The organism is Clostridium sp. CTA-1 (genome assembly GCF_054768215.1).
Map to the genome: position 1 here is coordinate 193,373 of NZ_BAAAAP010000007.1, position 21,489 is coordinate 214,861.

The following is a 21,489-nucleotide window of genomic DNA, read 5'->3' on the forward strand; positions in this document are numbered from 1 at the left end:
GACTGTAGGTAAACTTACTTTAAGTGGTAATTCCCTAAAATGTTATTGAAGATCTTTTAAGAGCTGCACTTATTGCATTATAAAGTATTACTGTAGCAATTGTATTTATTACACAAGCAGGTAACACAACAGTTAAAACTAAAGTCATAAATGGAGCTGGTAGAGAAACTAATAATAAAGCAGAACCTAAGAAAACAAAACCACTTATAAAGGTTCCTGTGATTGATAATATAATCATTCTTGCTTGATTTTTAACTTTACCATCTGTGAATTTAACTAATAGGAATAATATATTTGTAGTAACTATTTTATCTATTAGATTAGGAATTTGTCCTGCAGGAAAAGTTGTAGTAGCTGCTGTTAAAATTCCTGATAGAAGACCAATTACTAATGTAGTTTTATAATCCTTTGCAATTATTAGGGCTATAAACATCATAGCTAATAAAAAATCTGGTTTCATTCCAAATAGTAGTGGAGGTGAAATTTGATGTAATAATAAGCCTATGGCTAAAAGTAGTGAACAGATTATCATTTTCTTTAAATTCATAATAATATCCCCTTTCGAATATAAAAAATAATTTGTTTTAAAATATAAATTCCATTGCCAATCACATTCTTCAGTTCAAGCCATAGTTACACCTCCTTTTAATATTTCTTATGAAGTTTGATTATAAAAACCCATAAAACAGTTTCTTTAACTACTATTTCACAAATTTATGGTTATAGTTAGTATTTTCATTTTTTATACTATAGTTAAAAAATTACTTGAATTATCAAATAAAAGTATTTATTCTGTTATAAATTAATTTTGACAAATAAAAAAATCCTCTATCCTAATATTTATTAGGACGAAGATTATATTTCGCGGTGCCACCTAATTTATGTTTAAATAATAGTAATTTAAACATATCTCAAATTCAGGTACTAACATACCCTATCCCTTTTAACGGTAGGCTTCCGATAAATACTACTTTCTGTAAAAGATTTCGCTTTATTTCTCCAAGGCCCATTCACTAAAACTCCTATTGTTAAGATTACACCATCCTTAACTCTCTTTAAATATTCCTCTTAGTTACTCTTCCTTATCAATGAATTAGATTATTTATTTTTAAAAAGTATAACATAATAACTTAACAAAGTAAAGTGATAAATAAAAATTTTATTATATTATTTATAAGTAAAGGTTGACAAAAAAACATATACTGTATATATTATATATATACAGTATATACGATATAAGGTAAGGTGTTTATGAATGAAGATATTAATATCTAATGCTTCAGAGCAGCCTATATACGAACAAATCCTTTGCCAAATAAAAGCCGCTATAATACAAGGAGAATTAAAAGAAGGGGAGATACTTCCATCTATAAGGAATTTAGCCAAAGAAGTTGGGGTAAGTGTTATAACTACAAAACGAGCTTATGAAGAGCTTGAAAAGGAAGGCTTCGTAGAAACGGTAAAAGGAAAAGGAACTTTTGTAGCTGCTCAAAATAAGGAGCTTTTAAGAGAAAAGAAAATAAAAATTATAGAAGAAAAATTAAATGAAGTTATAGAGGAAAGTAAATTATTGGACATATCTTATGAGGAAATTTTAGAAATACTTAAAATATTATATTTTCAATAAAATACTTACCTATGTACTTATCAGCGCTTAGAGTCCCTTTTATAGAAAAATAGATAACTCAAAGTTTAATCCAGAAATCTAAATCTATGATTTAAAGTAAGTGATTTACATAGACTGCTGATTTAGAGTTTGTTTCTTACATAGAGTGTTATGTATAAATGATATAAATAGGGTAAATATCCGTATGAAAAAGGAGGATATAATATATGAATAAAATATTAGAAGTAAGAAATTTAAAAAAAGAGTATAAGGATTTTTCATTGGAAAATATAAATTTTCAGTTGGATAGAGGATATATTATGGGATTCATAGGGCCTAATGGGGCAGGCAAAAGTACTACTATAAAATTAATTATGAATTTAATAAAAAAGGATTCTGGAGATATAAAAATATTTGGTATGGATAATGTAAAGGGGGAAAAAGAAGTAAAAGAAAAAATAGGCTTTGTATATGATGAAAATTATTTTTATGACCATGTAAATATAGAAACTATGAAAAAAATAATAGCTCCTTTTTATAAAGGGTGGAGTGATAAAACTTTTAGTAAATATTTGAAAACTTTTGATTTAGATCCTAAGAAAAAAATAAAAAATCTATCTAAGGGTATGAAAATGAAATTTTCATTAGCTCTAGCTCTTTCCCATAACGCGGAACTTATAATAATGGATGAGCCTACAGCAGGATTAGACCCTGTATTTAGAAGAGAAATTTTAGATATACTATATGATTTAATCCAGGATGAAAATAAAAGTGTATTTTTTTCTACACATATAACTACAGATTTGGAAAAAATAGCAGATTATATAACTTTTATAAATAAAGGGAAAATAGTGTTTTCAGAAAACAAGGATGAAATAATGAGTAAGTATTCTCTAGTAAAGGGGGGATTAGATTTTTTAAATGAAGAAACAAAAAAATATTTTGTAGGTATAAATAAAAATTCTTTTGGTTTTGAGGGGTTAACTACTTCAGCTAATATTATAAAAGAAATAACTAGAAAGGGAGAACTTATAATAGAAAAACCAAGTTTGGAGGATATTATGGTTTATACAGTAAGGGGGTAGGAATAAATGCTAAATTTAATAAAAAAGGATTTAATTATTACTAAGTCCTATATAATAAAAATTTTAGCCCTTTTGGCACTTTATATATTTATTTTTGATAAAACAGATAAACAAGGTATATGTATACTTAGTATTTATTTAATAGTGTCTATGCTTATTTCAATCTCATTTTATTATGGAGAAGGAGCAAAGGAAGATTGTATGTTAAAGTCTCTTCCAGTTAAGAAAAAAGAGGTGGTTTTAGCTAAGTATACTTCTATAATAGTATACTTTATAATATCTTTAATATTACTGTATATAACTAATTTTATAGTTTATGCACTAAATTTTAAAGATATAATTCAATTTCCACAAATTAGCACTATTTTTTCTAGCTTAAGTGTTATATTTACTTCTATGGCAATACAATTACCTATATATTTTAAACTTGATTATAGAAAAGGAAGACTTTTAAATACTTTTATATATTTTTGTGTTTTTTCAGTGATATATGGTATATATGATAATAATCATTTGAATAATTATAGAACAACTTATAATATTAGTAATAATGTATATGAAAAATTTGTTTTAATAATCACACTAATAAGCATAATTTTATTTGTTATATCTTCTGCTTTATCCATAACAATATATGAAAAGAAAGAGAGCATGTAATATGAAGAATATTATTAATTTAATAATTAATGATTTAATCTTATGTAGAAAAATTTTTTTAGTTTCCATACCTATGATAATGTCTTTGGTTTTTTTAGGGTTAGAGTGTAATATGAGTGGAGAGCAACATTATATATATATTTATGTCATAGCTATGACTTCTTATATATTAATAAACTATGTAGAACAAGCTATAAGTAAAAATAAGAGTAATATGTTTATATATAGTTTACCTATTGAAAAAAATAATATAGTTTTAGAGAAATATTTATTTGTAATTAGTATAAATGTAATAAATTGGGTGATATGTATTTTGACAACTGTGGTATTTTCAATTATTCTAAAGGGAAGACTTATAGGAAATATATGTTCTATAGGTGATTTTGTTTTTGCAACTACTTTAGTTTCTATATATTATAGTGTATACTATCCATTATATTTCAAATTAGGATCTAATAAACTAAATCTTTTTAATAGATATATCTATATGCTTATAATTCTTTTACCTGTAATTATTCAAAAAATAGTAGGGATTTTAAATATATCTATATCTAAAAAAGATTTTTATAGACAAATCAATATCATTCAAAATGAGTTTTTATGGATAATATTATTTGAGATTATAATGGTTACTATTTCAGTATATATATCTATAGTAATTCATAAAAATAAAACTATTATGTATGAATAATATATTAAAATTTTAAAATAATAAAGAGGTAAAATTAATAGTATATGATTATTTTGGGGAGAGATATATATGATTATAGGTACAGCTAAAATACATTTATACGCTAATTGGGTTCATTCCTTAAAAGAAAAGAGAATGATTGTAAAAAGTATAATTTCTAAAACAAAAAATAAATTTAATGTGTCTATAGCTGAAGTGGAAATGCAGGATATACATCAAAGTATTGTTATAGGTGTGGCCTGTATAAGTAATAATACAAAACAAGCAGACAGCATAATACAAAATGTAGTAAATTATATAGAAGGAAATACAGAAGCCATAGTTCAGAATATAGAAACTGAAATTATATAAAGAAATTTGATAAACCTTTACAAAAAAAAATTTAAAGTATATAATGAAAACATAAAAGAGAATAGTATGTAAATGCAGGGGTGCCGTAAAGGCTGAGAGGAAAACTTTCTAACCCTTTGAACCTGATGTAACTAAGATTACCGTAGGGAGCATTATAGTATATATAGTAGATTATATATAGTATAAAAAGCTTACCTTCGGGTGGGCTTTATTTTTTTATTTTTAAATTAGAAGGGATGCAAATGTTATTTGATAAAAAACAGGATAAATTTAAAGAGGAATGTGGAGTTTTTGGCATTTATAAAAATTATACCTCAGAGCTTGGAGAAGTATTTTATCCTGGGTTAGTATCTCTTCAGCATAGAGGAGAGGAAAGTTCAGGAATAAGCTATACAAATAGTGAGGGTATGAAAACTGAAAAAGCTTTTGGTATGATTTTTAACTTATTTTCTAAAGAAGACTTTTATAAAACTCAATATTTTTCAGCTATAGGGCATGTTAGATATTCAACTAGTGGAGATATTTCTATTAAAAATGCACAACCTTTTCAGGAGGAAACTATAGAGGGATCTATTTCTTTAGCTCATAATGGAAATTTATTAAATTATTTAAATGTTAAGTATGAATTAGAGAAAAAAGGTAAAATATTCAAAAGTAATTCAGATTCTGAAATTATACTAAAGTTTATATTAGAACAAATTGAAGAAGGAGATGAAATAGAAAAAGCCATATCCTGTGCTATTGATACTTTAAAGGGTGCTTTTTCAGTACTTATTTTAATAAAAGACAAGCTAATAGGTTTTAGAGACAAAAAGGGGATAAGGCCTTTATGTCTAGGAAAAGTAGAAGGCAATTATGTTTTATCTTCAGAAAGTACTTCCATAAATGTTGCAGGAGGAGAATACATAAGAGATGTACAGCCAGGAGAAATAGTGATTATAGATAAAAAAGGAATAAAATCCATAAAAAATGAAGAAGCTTATTGTAATTGCATATGTGCCCTAGAATATATATATTTTTCACGACCAGATAGTATCATAGATGGAATAAATCTATCTCAATTTAGAATTAAATGTGGAGAAAAGCTATATGAAAAATACAAATTAAACTCAGATATTGTAATGGGAGTACCTGAATCGGGGAATTTTGCAGCTTTAGGTTATTCTAAGGCATCAAATATACCCTATAGTATAGGTCTTATTAAAAATTCTTATGTAGGTAGAAATTTTATAAAAGCTACAGAAAAAGAAAGAAAAAGAGATATAAATATAAAAATAAATGCTATAAAAAATATAGTTCAAGGCAAAAGTATCATTGTGATAGATGATTCTATTGTAAGAGGCACTAGTAGTAAAAAGGTAGTGTCCGCATTAAGAAAAGCAGGGGCAAGGGAGGTCCACTTTATGGTGGCATCTCCTAAAATAAATTATTATTGTAATTTGGGTATAGATATAAAAAGTAAAAAAGAGCTTTTATCTTTCCAAAAGACAAAGGAAGAAATGAGAAATTTTATAGGGGCAGATAGCTTAGAGTTTTTAAGTTTAATAGATATGGAACAGTGTTTAAATAACTCTAACATTTGTACAGGTTGTTTTAATGGAGGTTATGCTGATTATTAAATTTTATAGTTAGTGTAATGTGTGTGAAAATTTGTAACAGAACATAAATTTAATTAGCTTTTAGCATTGATTCCTTTTTCCTTTCTAGAAGGTAATGTTTTGGTGGTAAAGTTAACTATTATTATATTTCAATAGGTTTAGGGAAATCAATGTACATATAAACAAATAAAATCTCTGTAGAATATTCTACAGGAGATATGAAAAGGAGAAATGTTATTATGAATTATACAACTCAAATGGATGCTGCTAAAAAGGGAATGGTTACAAAAGAGATGGAAATAGTAGCTAAAAAGGAAAACATGGATGTAAAAGATCTTATGGAATTAGTATCCAAAGGTAAGGTTGCTATACCTGCTAATAAAAATCATAAAGCTTTAGATCCAGAAGGAATAGGACAAGGTTTAAGAACTAAAATAAATGTAAATTTAGGGATATCCAAAGATTGCTACAATATAGACATGGAATTAGAAAAAGTACAAAAAGCAATAGACATGAAGGCAGAAGCTATAATGGATTTAAGTTGCTTTGGAAAAACAGAAGAATTTAGAAAAAGATTAATAGATATGTCACCAGCTATAATAGGGACTGTTCCGATATATGATGCAGTAGGTTTTTATGATAAAGAATTAAAAGATATTACATCAGAAGAATTTTTAAAAGTAGCCGAAAAACATGCAGAGAATGGGGCAGACTTTTTAACAATACATGTAGGTATGAATAGAAAAACTGCAGCTACATTTAAGAAAAATCCAAGAAGAATGAATATAGTTTCAAGGGGAGGATCTCTTTTATATGCATGGATGGAACTAAATAATAAAGAAAATCCATTTTATGAAAGATTTGATGAACTTTTAGATATATGTGAAAAGTACGATGTTACATTAAGCTTAGGAGATGCTTGTCGTCCAGGCTGCATAGAGGATTCTACAGATGCAAGCCAGATAGAAGAGCTTATAGCTTTAGGGGAACTTACTAAAAGAGCATGGGAGAGAAATGTACAAGTTATAATAGAGGGACCGGGACATATGACTTTAGATGAAATAGAAACAAATATGAAAATAGAGAAAAAACTATGTCATGGAGCTCCTTTCTATGTTTTAGGACCAATAGTTACAGATATAGCCCCAGGTTATGATCACATAACATCAGCTATAGGTGGTGCTATTGCAGCAACTCATGGTGCAGATTTTTTATGTTATGTAACTCCAGCAGAACATTTAAGATTACCAAATTTAGATGATATGAAGGAAGGAATAATAGCATCAAAGATAGCAGCCCATGCAGCAGACTTAGCTAAAGGAATAAAAGGAGCGAGAGATTGGGATAACGCTATGGCTAAAGCTAGAAGAGAATTAGATTGGGAAAGAATGTTTGAGTTATCTATAGATGAAGAAAAAGCTAGAAGATATAGAGAAGAATCTAAGGCGAAGAGTAAAGATTCTTGTACAATGTGTGGAAAAATGTGTGCAGTAAGAAATATGAATAGAGTTACAGAAGGAAAAGATTTAAATATGTTAAGAGATGAGGAGTAATGGATAGAGGTGACTATAATGACAAATATAAATTTAAGTTTACAAATACTACCTGTAGTTAGTGAAGAAGAGATATATCCAGTAGTAGATAAAGTTATAGAACTTATAGAATCTTCTGGAGTTAAATATGAGGTAGGACCTATGGAAACGACCATGGAAGGAGAAATGGATACTCTTTTAGATATTGTTAAAAAAGCTCAGGATGTATGTGTTAAAGAGGGAGCTAAAAGAGTTATTTCTGTTATAAAGATAGATTATAAACCAGATGGTGTTACAATGGATGAAAAAACTTTTAAATATAAAAAATAGATTACAGTTATAAGAAGGAAAAATCATTATACATGGCGAACTTTATATGAGGTAAGGTTGGAAGGGTAAGTTATACGTACTAAAAAAACTTACTACTTCCTTGCAAAAAGTCATTAACAATGCAGATTTGCCTCTTATAATAAGGGTAAAATGCAAGAGTGAAGCTAAGCAAGAAGTAAATAGGTGTTTTCGTACAAGTTCACCATTAGGATTAATGGATGCTAAATCAGATTTTAAGTTACCTTTACAACGATCACACAATTTTTCAACTTTTTCTAATTTCAACAAAATTAAAAGAAAGACCATAATGTACTTTAATTTTATAGAACCTCTAAATAGAGGTTCTACTTTTTTTACTCACTTATATATAATTTTATTTTTTCTATTCTATTATTAGATACTTTTTCTATTTTGAATATTAAATTATTATATTCTATTTGCGAACTTACATTACATTTAGGGATAGCTCCAGTTATGTCTAATATAAATCCACCTAGAGTATCAAAATTTTCTGAGGGTAGTTCTAAATTAAGTTTTTCATTTAAATTATCTATGGTTATGGAAGCATCCAATAAGAAAGTATTAGCATCTATTTTTATTATTTCTTCAGTATTATCTTCATCATACTCATCAAATATATTTCCCATAACTTCTTCTATTAAATCTTCCATAGTAACTATACCAGAAAATCCTCCATATTCATCAATAAGTATAGAAATATAACTCTTATTTGTTTGCATTTCTTTAAATAAAGAATCGATAGCTTTTGTTTCTGGTATAAAATAAGGGGCTCTTAATATGTTTATTAAATCTTCCTTTTTTATATTTTCTTTATTTATAATAGAAAACATATCTTTTATATGTAGAATTCCTATAATATTATCGATATCATCTTCATATATAGGAACTCTAGAATAACGTTCTTCTAACATATTATTAATAAGCCTTTTAGGAGAATCATTTATATCCATTGCAAATACACTAGTTCTAGGTGTCATTATTTCTTTAGCAAGAGTATTGTCAAAATCAAAGATACTATTGATCATTTCTTTTTCTGTGGAATTAAAAACACCTGTTTCTTCACCTAAATCAATCATTTTTTTTATTTCCTCTTCTGATATTTTTTCTTCTATATTCTTATAGTCAATTCCTAAAATTTTTAATAAAAAATTAGTAGAGTAGGTCAATATATTTACAAAAGGAAGAGATATTTTCATAAAGATGATTATTGGTTTAATTGAAAACAATGCTATTTTTTCTGAATTACCTAAAGCTATTCTTTTCGGTAGTAATTCTCCAAAGACAAGAGTTAAATAAGACAATAAGAGAGTAGTTAAAAACAATGCTACACTACTGCTTTTTGGAATATTTAAGCGCTTAAAAAATATCTCAATATATTTTGATATACTTGTAGCGGCAGAAGCACTGGCCAAAAATCCTGCTAAAGTTATTCCAACTTGGATAGTAGCTAAAAATTTACTAGGTTCTTTTAAAAGCTTTAGTAGAATTTTTGCTTTTTTCACTTTATTCGTGAAAGAGTTTTCCTCAGTAGCATCATCTATTATAGTATTTAATTTGTTTTTATTTAAAGAAATTATTGCCATCTCTGCAGAGGAAAAAAATGCATTTATAATTATTAAAATTAATATTAAAAATAATTGCATACTAATATTATTCATAAAAATTCACTCCTTCTTATATAGTGTATCTTCTATTAAAGTTTTTATAATAAAAAATCATAACAAAAAATAAATGTAAAATTAAAGTATATATGGTAGCAATATAGATAAATTCTTAAAATAACTTTGCTACGCTTCAATTTATTCAATGTTAATAAGATAAATAATACAATATATAAATTGAGGTTATAAATATAACAATATATAATGAAGATAAGAATCACTTTATTAAAATAATTATTTCCAAAGAAATATATTTAATGTTATAAGATATCAATATTAAGTTTTTTATAATATGTAAAGCTTTAAATCATAAATAAAAAGGGGGAAAATTAAAATTGTTTATATTAGAGGATTTTAAGGGGCTAACAGAAGAGCAAAAATATGAAAACATGCTCTTATTTTTGAAGGGACAATTACTTGGTGAAAAAGATGTAATAGCAAATCTTAGTAATGCTTCAGCTATAATAATGGCTTTAACAGATAATTTAAATTGGGCTGGATTTTATTTAATGAAGGATGAAGAATTAGTTTTAGGACCATTTCAAGGAATGCCAGCCTGCAACAGAATAAAAATTGGCAAGGGAGTATGTGGAGTAGCCATATCATCTAGACAAATTCAAAGAATAAATGATGTACATAAATTTGAAGGTCATATAGCTTGTGATAGCTTAACTAACTCTGAATTAGTAGTTCCTATAATTAAAGAAGATAAAGTTTTAGGAGTGTTGGATTTAGATAGTATAGAGTTTGGAAGATTTACAGAACTTGAAGAAAAATATTTTGGAAAATTTGTACAAATCCTTGTAGAGAATATAGATTGGAGTGAAAAATAATGAGAGATAAAATAATTAAAACTTTAGATAGATTAGTAAAAGTACCGAGCATATCAGGAACAGAAAAAGAAAATTTAGCAGTAGATGAAATTTACAATATATTAATGGAGATAGATTATTTTAAAAATAATAAGAATAATGTGAAAATACATAATATAGAAGGGGATATGCATAACAGATGCTTTTTAACAGCATTATTAGAAGGCAGTAAACCATCAAAGGACATAATAATATTAACAGGACATTTAGATGTAGTAGATATAGATGAGTTTGGTACTTTAAAAAACATAGCTTTTAATTATAAGGAGTATACTAAAAGAGTATCGGAGTTGATATTAGATCAGGATTCAAAAGAAGATCTAGGTTCTAATGAATGGATATTTGGTAGAGGTACAGCAGATATGAAATATGGACTAGCTCTTTATATAGAATTAATAAGAGAGTTATCAAAAGATAGAGATTTTAAGGGGAATATATTGTTTTTAGCAGTACCAGGAGAGGAAAGCAACTCAGAAGGAATGTTAGGAGCAATACCTTATTTATCTAAATTAAAAGAAGAGGGGTATAACTTTAAATCTTTATTTTTATCAGAATGTTGTATACCTAAATATGAGGGAGACGATGCCAAAAGAATCTACATAGGCTCTGTGGGAAAAATAATGCCAACCTTCTTTTGTGTAGGAAAAGCAACTCATGTAGGAAATTCTTTTGGAGGGTTAAATCCTAATTTATTAGTATCTGAAATAAATAAACTCATGGAATATAATGTAGAGCTAAGTGATAAATATGAAAAAGATATAACACCACCACCTGTTTGTTTAAAACAATCAGATTTAAAAGAATTATATTCTGTACAAAATCCTGTATATGCATATTCTTATTATAATTTATTAACTATACAAAAGACTCCAGAAGAAATCATGAAGACATTGAAGTCTATAGCAAAGGAAGCTTTTTATAATACTCTTGAAGTAATCAAAGAAAATTATAAAAAATACAAAGCAATATATGAAAGTAAACTAGAAGCAGATTTAGATATAGAACCTAAAATCATAACCTTTGAAGAATTATATAAAGAAGTATTAAAGGAAGAAAAAGACTTTGAAAAACATATAGAAGAATCTATAGGAAAATGGAAAAAAGAAAAATTAGATAATCAAACTATAGGAATAAAAATAATAAAAGAGACCTTTGAACACTATAAATATCAACAACCTATGATAGTAATTGCATACAATGTACCTTATTATCCACATAGGTATTTTGATAGTGAAAATCCTAAATACACTAATTTATTAAGCTCATTAGATAATATGAGAAATTATGCAAAAGAAAAATATAATGTGGATATAGAGAAGGAAAACTTTTTCATGGGTATAAGTGATTTAAGCTATACAGGCTTAGATGAAAAATTCAATATAGAAAGTATTTGTGGAAATATGCCTGGATTAGGTTATACATATAATTTCCCAGAAAAAGAGCTAAAGAAATTTGATATACCATCTGTAGTATTTGGAGGTTTTGGAAAGGATTTTCATAAATATACAGAAAGATTAAATATCCCATATTCTATGGATATAGTTCCAGAATTGTATATGTATATTTTAAAGGAAATACTACAGTAAATAAGGAAATTGCGACTTAACAGCTTTTAAAGTTCGAGAATTAAAATAAGAAATACTTTTGCTCAATATATAGCTATAAAAATAAAGTATTCTAATTATTTTTTAGATACCTATTTTCACTAAAAGTATTTCTTATTTTAATACCTTTAAAAGCTGTTATAATAATTTCCTTATTTAGAGTACAGAGTACAGATATGGTGTTGAACTTATAAAATGATAAGGAGAGATAGATGAGAAAAATACATAAGGGATTAATATTTTTAATTATTATCATTATTTTATTTATAGTTGGAGGAACTTTTGTTTCAAATAAATTTCACCAAATGTTTTTGTATAAAGAAAATAGTATAGGAGATGTATTAGATAGTTATAAAGGAGTGAATGTTTTTTATAATGGTAATAATTATGGAGAAAATCATGGTAAGAGTTATAGTAAAGATGGATATTATTATGGATATAAATGGCAGTGCGTTGAGTATGTAAAAAGATTTTATTATGAGGCTAAGGGGCATAAAATGCCAGATGTCTATGGTAATGCTAAAGATTTTTTTGATATTAATACAGAGCATGGACATTTAAATAAAAGAAGAGGGTTAATTCAACATAGAAACGGAGAAAATGAAAAGCCTAAAGTAGATGATCTTTTAGTATTTACAGACACCAAATTTGGACATGTAGTAATAGTTACAGAAGTTGGAGATGATTATATAGAAGTAATTCAACAAAATATGGGGAGTTCATCAAGAGATAAATTTACATTAAAGTATAAAAATAAAAAATATTTTATTGGAGGAAAAAGATCACCAGCAGGATGGCTCAGGAAAGTTAATTATAATTAAAGATTTTGTGTAGATAATCGAAACAAAATCCTCCACATCTATTCTTTGTACGCTATACTCTGTACTCTGAAAAGTGTAACGCACTTTCCTTAAGTGTTGACAAAAACATGTAGTAACAATAAAATAATCATATTGAATTATTGTGAATTAAAATAGGAAATTAGGTGATAAAATGTCAAAGGGTACAGTTGCATTAGCTATGAGTGGAGGAGTAGATAGTTCTGTATCTGCTTATATATTAAAAGAAAGAGGATATGATGTAATCGGAATTTACATGGATTTATGGAGAGATGAAAGAGAAGAATACTGTAATAAATCAGCATCAGAAGATGCTAGAAGGGTAGCAGAAAAATTAAATATTCCCTTTCATGTTATAAATATTGAAAAGAAATTTAAAGATAATGTTATTGATTATTTTATAGATGAATATTTAAGTGGTAGAACTCCTAATCCTTGTGTAGCTTGTAATAAAACTATAAAATTTGAAGCTTTTTTTAATGCAGCCAAAGAATTTGGAGCAGATTTTATGGCAACAGGACACTATTGCAAAATAGAAGAAAGAAATGAAAGAAAAGTTATAGTTAAAGCTGAAGATGATAAAAAGGATCAAACCTATATGATGTATAATCTAAAACAGTATCAGCTAGAGAGAACTATAATGCCTTGTGGTGAATATAAAAAAGATCATATAAGAGAAATAGCTGAAAGTATAGGACTAGATGTGTATAATAAAAAAGATAGTCAAGAGATATGCTTTATACCAGATAATGATCATGGTGGATTTATAAAAAGAAATTATAAAAGGAAAATAAGTGAGGGAAATTTTGTTGATAAAGAAGGAAATATAATTGGAAAGCATAAAGGAATAATATATTATACTATAGGACAAAGAAAAGGACTGGGCATTGCTTTAGGAAAACCAGCCTATGTAATAGATATAAACCCTATTACTAATGAGGTAGTTATAGGAGAGGAAGAAGATATTTTTCGTACAGAATTAATAGCAAAGGATGTAAATTTTATTCCTTTTGATAAATTAGAAAAACCTATGGAATTAGAATCTAAGGTTAGATATTCTGCTAAGCCGTCTAAGGCTACTATAATACCTTTAGAAAATAATAAAGTGAAAGTAGTTTTCGAAAATAAACAGAGAGCTATAACAAAAGGACAATCTGTAGTGTTTTATGATAAAGATGTCCTAGCAGGGGGAGGCATAATTGAAGGAATAGTGTAAAGAGAATTTTTAACTTCACGTGGAGTTTCAGCTTTAATTGAAGATAAAAAATTGACATCTACAGATGGTAGTAATCATATAAAAAGACCTTAATGGATCTTTTTATTATGGAATTTATATAAAATAATTGTATAATTTTAAATTATGAAAAAATCTATGATTAACTAATGGTTAGTATAGATTTTTTTTGTGTTATAGTAAATGTAGATTTAATTTAATACTTATAAATTTATAGTACAATTATTAATAAATTATTTATAGCTATGAGGAGGGTTTAAAGGATAAAATGTATAATCATGATGAAATAATAAGAAGCTCTCACAATAGATGTATGAAATATGGTATAAAAAAAGAAAAAATTTTTCCTACTACAATTATTAAAGGAGATAAATTTAAATTATTACTGAAAAAAAACAATGAACTAATAAAGGTCGCAAAGCCTTTTATAAAAATACTTTATGATTTTTTAAAAGGATCTGGATTTGCATTATATCTTACAGATAAAAAAGGTTTTCCACTTATAATTATAGGGGATGAAGATATAATGAAAGATATGGCAGAGATGGGAATTGTGGAAGGGGCGGATATGAGTGAAAAAAGCACAGGTACTAATGCCATAGGTACTGCTATCAAAGAAAATTGTTCTCTTCAAATTTCAGGAGATGAGCACTATATATATATTTATAATGTGTGGACATGCTCTGCAGCTATCATCCACAACGAAGAAGGAAATATAATTGGATGCCTTAATTTAACTGGAAGACGTCAATTGGTTCATCCTCATTCATTAGGACTAGTTGTAGCAGCTGTAAAGTCTATTGAAAATCAATTAGAGGCAGAAAAATCTCAAAATGAACTTTTTAAAACATATCAATATTTAAATAAGGTTATAGATTCCATAAATTCAGGAATCTTTGCTGTAGACACGAATGGGTTAATAAAAGCCATAAATAATAGTGCATGTGTCATGTTGAATATTAAAAAAGAAAATATTATAAATGAAAGTGTACAAAATATTTTATGCAATTGGGAATATATATTAGATACACTTAACAGTGGAAAAAGATATGAAAATAAAGAGATTATATATTCAAATATTAATAAAAAGAAAAGATTTAATTTAACAGCCTATTCTATAAGAAATAAAAATGGAATTATAACAGGAGTAGTAGTAATGTTTAAAGATATGATGAATGTATATAATTTGGTTAATAAATATACAGGAATGATTGCTACCTATACTTTTGATGACATAGTTGGTAAAAGTGAAAAATTTATAAAAGTAATGAGACAGGCTAAAAAATATCTAATAGTCCTTCTACAGTTCTTATTCAAGGGGAAAGTGGAACGGGTAAAGAACTCATTGCTCATTCAATACATAATAATAGCAATAGAAAAAATAATAGTTTTGTAGCTATAAATTGTGGAGCTATACCAAAGAGTTTAATAGAAAGTGAACTCTTTGGCTATGAAGAAGGTGCCTTTACTGGTGCTAAACGTGGTGGATATGCAGGGAAATTTGAGCTTGCTAGCGGAGGTACTTTGTTTTTAGATGAAATAGGGGAAATGCCATTAGATATGCAGGTGAATCTTTTAAGAGTACTTCAAGAAGGTTTTTTTACAAGAATAGGTGGAAATAGATATATAAATATAGATGTAAGAATAATTGCTGCTACAAACAAAGATTTAAAAGCTGAGGTTAAAAAAGGCACTTTTAGAGAGGATTTATATTATAGACTAAGTGTAATTCCTATATGTGTTCCACCATTAAGAGAAAGACCAGAAGATATTGAAATACTTATAGAACATTTTTTAAATACTAAATCCATAAAATTAAATAAGCCTATACCTAATATAGAGAGGGATCTATATGAAGAGCTTATAAATTACAGTTGGCCAGGAAATGTTAGAGAAATAGAAAATTGTATTGAAAACATAGTAAATATGGATGGAAATGTTTCTTTAAATTTTGAAACAAAATTTTTTGATAAGCAACAACAAAATTTAAACAGAAACAATTTAGAACTTGAATTGTATTCCTTAGCTCAATTAGAAAAGAAAGCAATAATAAATTGTATACAAAAATGCAATGGTAATATTACTAAAGTTTCCAAGATTTTAGGTATAAATAGAAGTACTTTATATTCAAAAATAAAAAAATACAATATAATTTTGAAAAGATAAAGCTTAATATAAAAATAGTGTTTAAAAAAACAACAATGTTGTTAAATGCAACAATATTTTAAATGAAAAACTGTTGTTTTTTTGAACAAATTTTATTTATAAAGCAATTTTATTATGCAATCCAACCTATAGATAAAAAAAAATCCTTCGGCATGTTAATTGCTAAATAAAAGTATATAAACATATTAATATTTAAAAATTATACTTAGGAGGGAATTATATTATGAAAGGTTTTGCAATGTTAAGTATCAATAAATTAGGATGGATTGAAAAAGAAAATCCCAAAGCGGGTCCTTATGATGCAATAGTACGTCCTTTGGCTATATCACCCTGTACATCAGATATACACACTGTGTTTGAGGGAGCTCTAGGTGATAGGCAGAATATGATATTAGGACACGAATCCGTAGGTGAGGTTATTGAAATTGGCAGCGAAGTTAAAGATTTTAAACCTGGTGATAAAGTTATTGTGCCTGCAATAACTCCTGATTGGAGATCCTTAGAAGTTCAAGCCGGATTTCATCAACACTCAAATGGCATGTTAGCAGGTTGGAAATTTTCAAATTTTAAAGACGGAGTGTTTGCAGAATTATTTCATGTAAATGATGCGGATATGAATCTTGCAATTTTACCTGATAATATATCCTTAGAAAGTGCCGTTATGATAACAGATATGATGACTACAGGATTTCATGGAGCAGAACTAGCAGATATACAATTAGGATCAAGTGTTGTAGTAATTGGAATAGGCGCTGTTGGGTTAATGGCTATAGCAGGTGCTAAATTGCGAGGGGCTGGTAGAATTATAGGTGTAGGAAGTAGACCGATTTGTGTTGAAGCTGCAAAATTTTATGGAGCATCAGATATTGTAAACTATAAAAATGGAGATATAGTTAAGCAGGTTTTAGAATTGACTAATGGAAAAGGTGTTAATCGTGTCATTATGGCTGGAGGTGGAGCTGATACTTTGGCACAAGCAGTGGCAATGGTTAAACCTGGAGGGGTAATTTCAAATGTTAACTATCATGGAACAGGTGAGATACTTCCGATACCTCGTGTAGAATGGGGATGTGGAATGGCTCATAAAAGTATTAGAGGAGGCCTTTGTCCTGGGGGACGTCTTAGAATGGAAATGCTTGCAGACCTTGTAAGGTATAAGCGTGTTGATTTAAGTAAATTAGTTACTCATGTATTTGAAGGCTATGATAATATAGAAAAAGCTCTACTGTTAATGAAGGATAAACCAAAGGATTTAATTAAACCGGTAGTAATATTAAACAAATAAAATTTAAATATGTTTTAAAATAAAATTTGTTTAATTTGAAAATTAAAATAAATCTATAATATTTTACAGTGTAATAAAGTTTTTTATTGCACTATTTTTTATTGTTTATAATAATGATATATTAATTTGGTATAGTATATAGAATTTTCTATAATTATAGTTTATTATATTTTAATTTACACACTCTAAAATATACTCCTCTAGAGACATCATAAAATAAGAAAGTTAAATAAAGTGAAAAAATTAGTGTTAAATATGTTAAGATATTAAGGGCGTCTTTATATTTAGGGAGGTATATTATGTCTATTGAAAAAGAAAGTTTTAATATTGAAAAAGAAAAACTAAATGAAACTATCGAATGGATAGAAGAAAAAATAACGTCTTTAAAGGAAAGAGAAGAACATATATCTAATAAAATAAATGAAATAAATAAGGAAGTTAAAGGGGCATATAATTATGAAGTAGAGTCTCTTCAAAATTCTTTACAGATAAATAAAAAGAATCTAAATTCTTATAAATCATCAGTTTCTGTGCCTTATTTTGCCAGAATCGATTTCAGGGAAAAATTAAAAGATAGTGAAAGTTTTTATATAGGAAAAGTAGGTTTATTAGATGAAGAAGATAAAGAAGAGATGGTTGTAGATTGGAGATCACCTATAGCAGATCTTTATTATAGTGGTGTACAAGGTAAGGCTTCTTATGAAGCACCTATTGGAAATATAGAAGGTGAACTTTTACTTAAAAGAAAGTTTATTATAAAAAATCAAAAACTAATAGATGCCTTTGATGAAGGTATAAATGAAATTATATTAAATTTTAATGAGGAAAATGAACGAAATGGAGAAAAGGCTTTAATAGATGAATTCTTAAAAATTAACTTAGAAGAAAATAGAGGCAACAAACTAAAAGATATAGTTTCAACTATACAAAAGGAACAGAATGATATTATAAGGGCAGATATGTATAAGCCACTTATAATACAAGGTTCTGCAGGTTCAGGGAAAACTACCATAGCTCTTCATAGAATAGCCTACTTATTATATAAATATAAAAATAAAATTACAGGAGAGGATATAGTAATATTAGCTCCAAATAAATTATTTTTAGATTACATATCTGAAGTTCTTCCTAATTTAGGAGTTGATAAAGTAAAACAAAGCACTTTTAATAAACTTTCTAAAGAAATATTAAATTTTAATTATGAAATAATAGATAAGGATGAAAAATTATCTAAAATTATAGAAAATAGAAATAGTAAAGAAAATAAATTTATAACTAATGCTAGTAAAATAAAAGGCTCTTTAGTTTATAAAAAAATGTTAGATAGATATATAAAATATTTAGAATTAAATGATATGTTCATAGATAATATAAAAATACAGGGCTATGTATTATTCCCTTCTAGAGAAATAATAAGGCTTTATAAAAATGATTTAAAGCATCTTCCTTTAAATAAAAGAAAAATTGAAATAAAAAGATATTTAAACAATAAAATAGATGCAAAAATTCAAAATGTATGGAATGACATAGATAAAGAGTATATCTTAAAAATAAGAGAAGTTAAATCAAAATATAAAGAAGATGAAGAGGAAGAGAAAAGAAACAATGTTATAAAATTATATGAAGAAAGAGATAAAAAGAAAGAAGAAATAAAATTAGAAGCAGAAGAAGTATTAAAGGAAACTATTAAAGAATGGTTTATTGATGATGTAGTTGATGTATATAGGGATATGTATATGGAAGAAGAAAATTTAAATTACGCCACAACAGGCATAATACCAGAGGCTTTAGTTAATTATATGAAAAATAAAATAGAAGAGGATGCAAATAAAGAAAAAATAGATGAAGAAGATTTAGCAGCTCTTTTATATTTAAAAATTAATATAGATGGAGTAGATAATTATAAATTTTCTCATATGGTCATAGACGAGGCTCAAGATTATAGTCCTCTGGAATTATATGTTTTAAAATTGCTTTCAAAGGCTAGAGGATACACTATAGTTGGCGATTTAGGTCAAAGTATATATTATTATAAAGGCATAGATAAATGGGAAAAACTAATTAAAGAAGTATATGAAGAAGGAGAATATATTCCTTTAAAACAAAGTTATCGTTCTACAGTAGAAATAGTAGATTTTGCAAATAAAGTACTAAGAAAACAAAAAAATAATTTACAGCCAGCTAAAGCAGTGTTACGTCATGGAAAATATCCAGAAAAGATTCAGTACCAGGATGAAAAAGATTTTTATGAAAAATTAAATAGTGTCATTGAAACTATAGAAAAAAAGGAAGATAAAACAATAGCAATAATTTGCAAGGATTATGAGCAGTGTGAAAGTTTAAAAGAGTTTTTACATTTAAAAGAAGAAAAACAATGGGAGATAGTAAATAAAAATACTGAAATATTACCCAAAAGAATAGTTATACCATCCTATATAACAAAAGGTTTAGAATTCGATTGTTCTATAATTTATGATTGTAGTGAAGAAAATTATAGTGAAACTGAATTAGACAAAAAGATTTTATATGTAGTTTTAACAAGAGCATTGCATGAAGAGTATATTTTTTATAAAGGTAAAATAACTAAATTATTAATATAAGAAATAATAAAAGGAAATTAACAAAATTATTATAATTAAGGAAATGATGACAATAATTTAACAATATTATCTATATTTAGAGTTTTTTTAGTTTGTAATTACAAAAAAGTGGAAATCAAAACAAGAAATATAAATTAAGTTATATTTCCTAATAAGTAATTTTAAGGTCTTGATTAATAGCATGATTTTTTGTAAGTAAATTAAATTCAATCTTAGAATTACTGGGGTTTTTACAAAAATAAAAAAATCCGCATTTACATGCGGAGGGGAGTAATGGGTTTATATTTGTTAGAGTTCTTTTTAGTGTACCCGTATAACAATTTCATCATAGCACATAATGAATATGACAGTCAATAATTTAACAATTTAAAATTTGCTAATTTATTGACTATTCTATAAATAAAATGTTATAATCTAAAAAACAATTTAATATAGTCGTTCGGATGAAGGTAATGGGAGAGATACAATTTTGTACACCGAAGAAGTTAATCTTTCAGGTTTCCTAATGTTAGGATGAAGACCGTTACTGGACGGGCCTCTGGAGAGACTCTTAAAGAGCACCGAAGGAGCAAGTTTATTAATTTACTTTTGCAATATCTTTAATAAATAAATTTTTATTGAGAATATTACACTAACCTTTACAAAAGTAAATTTATAAATGAAACTCTCAGGTAAAAGGACAGAGGATGAGTTACAGTGTAACTAGGAGGCCTTTTTATGTATTATTTTTATACATTAAAGGCCTTTTTTTTAGTTTTAGTTATCTCTTTTGTCCTCATTATTCAATTAGAAAAAGGAGGAATATGTATGGATTTTTTAAATGCTGTGAAAGGCATAAACAATGTTCTATGGAATTATGTACTGATTTTTTTATTGTGTGGAACAGGTGTTCTGTTTACTGTGTCTTTGAAATTTGTTCAGGTTTCTAAATTCAAAGAGTCTTTTAAAAAAGCTTTTGGAGGAATGAGTTTAAAAGGAAAAAAAGCGGGTAAAGACGGAATGAGTTCATTTCAATCTTTAGCGACAGCGGTAGCTGCTCAAGTAGGTACAGGAAATTTAGCAGGAGCAGCGACAGCTATAGTATCAGGAGGGGCTGGAGCAATTTTTTGGATGTGGATTAGTGCGTTTTTAGGAATGGCAACTATTTTTGGAGAAGCGGTTTTAGCACAAATTTTTAAAGAAAAAGTTAATGGAGAAGTGACAGGAGGGCCAGCCTATTATATAAGCAAAGGACTTAAAAGTAAATTTTTAGCTAGTTTTTTCTCTATAACTATAATATTAGCCTTAGGATTTATAGGTAACATGGTTCAGGCAAATTCTATAGGGGCAGCTTTTTCAAATATTTCTAATATACCAT

At 27.0% G+C, this 21,489-nt stretch carries 17 protein-coding genes, 1 pseudogene, 2 riboswitches and 1 other annotated feature; of the genes and pseudogenes, 16 read left to right on the forward strand and 2 right to left on the reverse strand.

From position 1 onward, the window contains the following. Positions 1 to 34: 34 nt before the first annotated feature. Positions 35 to 547: a tryptophan transporter gene (locus ACYUEW_RS08020; RefSeq protein ID WP_003484020.1), complete on the reverse strand. Its 513-nt coding sequence runs from the start codon at positions 545 to 547 to the stop codon at positions 35 to 37. Between the two features lie 294 nt (positions 548 to 841). Then, positions 842 to 1,098: a binding site (T-box leader), on the reverse strand. A 157-nt stretch (positions 1,099 to 1,255) separates the two neighbouring features. On the opposite strand from ACYUEW_RS08020, the gene ACYUEW_RS08025 reads away from it, so the two are divergent. From ACYUEW_RS08025 to ACYUEW_RS08060, 8 genes are all read left to right on the forward strand, one after another. Further along, positions 1,256 to 1,627: a GntR family transcriptional regulator gene (locus ACYUEW_RS08025; RefSeq protein ID WP_003484022.1), complete on the forward strand. Its 372-nt coding sequence runs from the start codon at positions 1,256 to 1,258 to the stop codon at positions 1,625 to 1,627. Positions 1,628 to 1,833: 206 nt separating this feature from the next. Next, on the forward strand, positions 1,834 to 2,691 hold the full coding sequence (locus tag ACYUEW_RS08030; protein ID WP_265203680.1) for an ABC transporter ATP-binding protein: 858 nt from the start codon (positions 1,834 to 1,836) through the stop codon (positions 2,689 to 2,691). Between the two features lie 6 nt (positions 2,692 to 2,697). Next, a complete protein-coding gene (locus tag ACYUEW_RS08035; protein WP_265203681.1) occupies positions 2,698 to 3,348 on the forward strand; it encodes an ABC-2 transporter permease in 651 nt (216 codons plus the stop codon). 1 nt (position 3,349) lies between these two features. Then, complete coding sequence (locus ACYUEW_RS08040; RefSeq protein ID WP_460276539.1) at positions 3,350 to 4,039, forward strand: ABC-2 transporter permease; 690 nt, start codon at positions 3,350 to 3,352, stop codon at positions 4,037 to 4,039. Between the two features lie 69 nt (positions 4,040 to 4,108). Next, positions 4,109 to 4,390, forward strand: a complete 282-nt coding sequence (locus ACYUEW_RS08045; RefSeq protein WP_003484029.1) for a DUF503 domain-containing protein — start codon at positions 4,109 to 4,111, stop codon at positions 4,388 to 4,390. A 66-nt stretch (positions 4,391 to 4,456) separates the two neighbouring features. Next, positions 4,457 to 4,556: riboswitch (TPP riboswitch) on the forward strand. A 76-nt stretch (positions 4,557 to 4,632) separates the two neighbouring features. After that, a complete protein-coding gene (purF, locus tag ACYUEW_RS08050; protein WP_265203683.1) occupies positions 4,633 to 6,009 on the forward strand; it encodes an amidophosphoribosyltransferase in 1,377 nt (458 codons plus the stop codon). Between the two features lie 218 nt (positions 6,010 to 6,227). Continuing rightward, positions 6,228 to 7,541, forward strand: coding sequence for a phosphomethylpyrimidine synthase ThiC (gene thiC / locus ACYUEW_RS08055; RefSeq protein WP_265203684.1), 1,314 nt, complete (start codon positions 6,228 to 6,230; stop codon positions 7,539 to 7,541). Positions 7,542 to 7,559: 18 nt separating this feature from the next. Next, the gene (locus ACYUEW_RS08060) at positions 7,560 to 7,850 is read left to right on the forward strand and encodes a thiamine-binding protein (protein WP_003484039.1); all 291 of its coding nucleotides are present in this window, start codon (positions 7,560 to 7,562) and stop codon (positions 7,848 to 7,850) included. A 353-nt stretch (positions 7,851 to 8,203) separates the two neighbouring features. Here ACYUEW_RS08060 and ACYUEW_RS08065 read toward each other — a convergent pair whose 3' ends face one another. Beyond that, positions 8,204 to 9,529, reverse strand: a complete 1,326-nt coding sequence (locus tag ACYUEW_RS08065; RefSeq protein WP_265203685.1) for a hemolysin family protein — start codon at positions 9,527 to 9,529, stop codon at positions 8,204 to 8,206. Positions 9,530 to 9,867: 338 nt separating this feature from the next. Here ACYUEW_RS08065 and ACYUEW_RS08070 point away from each other — a divergent pair, with 338 nt between their 5' ends. The 8 genes and pseudogenes from ACYUEW_RS08070 to ACYUEW_RS08105 all read left to right on the forward strand — a co-directional run. Then, positions 9,868 to 10,365, forward strand: a complete 498-nt coding sequence (locus tag ACYUEW_RS08070) for a GAF domain-containing protein (protein ID WP_003484044.1) — start codon at positions 9,868 to 9,870, stop codon at positions 10,363 to 10,365. Beyond that, on the forward strand, positions 10,365 to 11,990 hold the full coding sequence (locus ACYUEW_RS08075; RefSeq protein WP_003484046.1) for a M20/M25/M40 family metallo-hydrolase: 1,626 nt from the start codon (positions 10,365 to 10,367) through the stop codon (positions 11,988 to 11,990). Before ACYUEW_RS08070 ends, ACYUEW_RS08075 begins: the two co-directional genes overlap by 1 nt. 230 nt (positions 11,991 to 12,220) lie before the next feature. Beyond that, complete coding sequence (locus tag ACYUEW_RS08080; protein WP_265203686.1) at positions 12,221 to 12,829, forward strand: CHAP domain-containing protein; 609 nt, start codon at positions 12,221 to 12,223, stop codon at positions 12,827 to 12,829. A gap of 172 nt (positions 12,830 to 13,001) precedes the next feature. Continuing rightward, entirely contained in the window at positions 13,002 to 14,063 is a 1,062-nt protein-coding gene (gene mnmA / locus ACYUEW_RS08085) for a tRNA 2-thiouridine(34) synthase MnmA (protein WP_460276540.1), read from the forward strand. A 286-nt stretch (positions 14,064 to 14,349) separates the two neighbouring features. Then, positions 14,350 to 16,247 (forward strand): annotated as a pseudogene (locus tag ACYUEW_RS08090) (sigma-54 interaction domain-containing protein). Positions 16,248 to 16,470: 223 nt separating this feature from the next. Beyond that, complete coding sequence (locus ACYUEW_RS08095; RefSeq protein ID WP_003484057.1) at positions 16,471 to 17,532, forward strand: NAD(P)-dependent alcohol dehydrogenase; 1,062 nt, start codon at positions 16,471 to 16,473, stop codon at positions 17,530 to 17,532. 299 nt (positions 17,533 to 17,831) lie between these two features. Next, on the forward strand, positions 17,832 to 20,132 hold the full coding sequence (gene helD / locus ACYUEW_RS08100) for an RNA polymerase recycling motor HelD (protein ID WP_043032236.1): 2,301 nt from the start codon (positions 17,832 to 17,834) through the stop codon (positions 20,130 to 20,132). A 528-nt stretch (positions 20,133 to 20,660) separates the two neighbouring features. After that, a riboswitch (glycine riboswitch) is annotated at positions 20,661 to 20,825 on the forward strand. Between the two features lie 114 nt (positions 20,826 to 20,939). Further along, a partial coding sequence (locus tag ACYUEW_RS08105; RefSeq protein ID WP_460276541.1) for an alanine:cation symporter family protein occupies positions 20,940 to 21,489 on the forward strand: 550 nt, incomplete at its 3' end.